Raw genomic sequence first — 229 nt, forward strand, 5'->3', positions numbered from 1 at the left:
CACCCTATCATTTCTTCTATTTCTGCTCCACGGCCGACGAGCAGGCCGATTGGTTCATCCGCAACGTGCCGAAGGATGCCATGGCGCTTCCGCCCGTCGTCGACGTGGAATGGAACCCGGGCTCCCCGACCTGCAAGACCAGACCGGCTCCCGAAACGGTGCGCAGCGAGATCAAGCGCTTTATGGATCGCCTGCAGGCCTATTACGGCAAGCGCCCGATCATCTATAC

Annotated in this window: 1 protein-coding gene; it reads left to right on the forward strand. The window is 60.3% G+C overall.

What is annotated here, in order from left to right; translation table 11 throughout:
- Positions 1 to 229, forward strand: a 229-nt coding sequence (locus C9E91_RS10020) for a GH25 family lysozyme (protein WP_280951162.1), incomplete at both ends; no start/stop codon positions are given.

Origin of the sequence: Rhizobium sp. SEMIA4064 (assembly GCF_003025035.1) — a bacterium.
Lineage (GTDB): Bacteria > Pseudomonadota > Alphaproteobacteria > Rhizobiales > Rhizobiaceae > Rhizobium > Rhizobium paranaense.